Here is a 557-nt window from a genome sequence, read left to right on the forward strand (position 1 = left end):
AAGCTTGTTGCCAGCTCCCCGATACTTTTCGCAGGCTGCCACGTCCTTCATCGCCTCTGACCGCCAAGGCATCCACCGTGTGCGCTTATTCGCTTGACCATATAACCGCAAGTTGCCTTGGGTTATACATGTGACCCGGGGGTACAAAGCCCGGATACGAATATAACGACTCAATCAATAAAGAGACTTATGTCTCTCGCCTTAGCCTCACGACACGTCTGATAGAACATCTCAAACGCTCGCTACGTCACAAGTTTTAAAAGAACACGTACCAGCCACAGTGCTGATGCGTATAAAGATCGATTGTATGCGTCATTCAGAAAATGGTGGGTCTGGGTAGACTCGAACTACCGACCTCACCCTTATCAGGGGTGCGCTCTAACCACCTGAGCTACAGACCCGGAAATACTTTCCGGTACACAGCCCAAACATGGTGGAGCCTGTCGGGATCGAACCGACGACCCCCTGCTTGCAAAGCAGGTGCTCTCCCAGCTGAGCTAAGGCCCCAAAAGGGACTCTCACATCGGCCTGGCCGACGTGATTCTCTGAATGCAGGT

Annotated in this window: 2 tRNA genes and 1 rRNA gene; all 3 read right to left on the minus strand. The window is 52.4% G+C overall.

Annotated elements, in window-relative coordinates:
* Positions 1-99, minus strand: a 23S ribosomal RNA gene (locus AC5O77_RS22350); the annotation flags it as partial.
* A gap of 225 nt (positions 100-324) precedes the next feature.
* Positions 325-401, minus strand: a tRNA-Ile gene (locus tag AC5O77_RS22355).
* A 30-nt stretch (positions 402-431) separates the two neighbouring features.
* Positions 432-507: transfer RNA gene (locus AC5O77_RS22360), tRNA-Ala, on the minus strand.
* Between the last annotated feature and the right edge of the window lie 50 nt (positions 508-557).

It is taken from the genome of Stenotrophomonas sp. INTA L402-1, assembly GCF_059295135.1.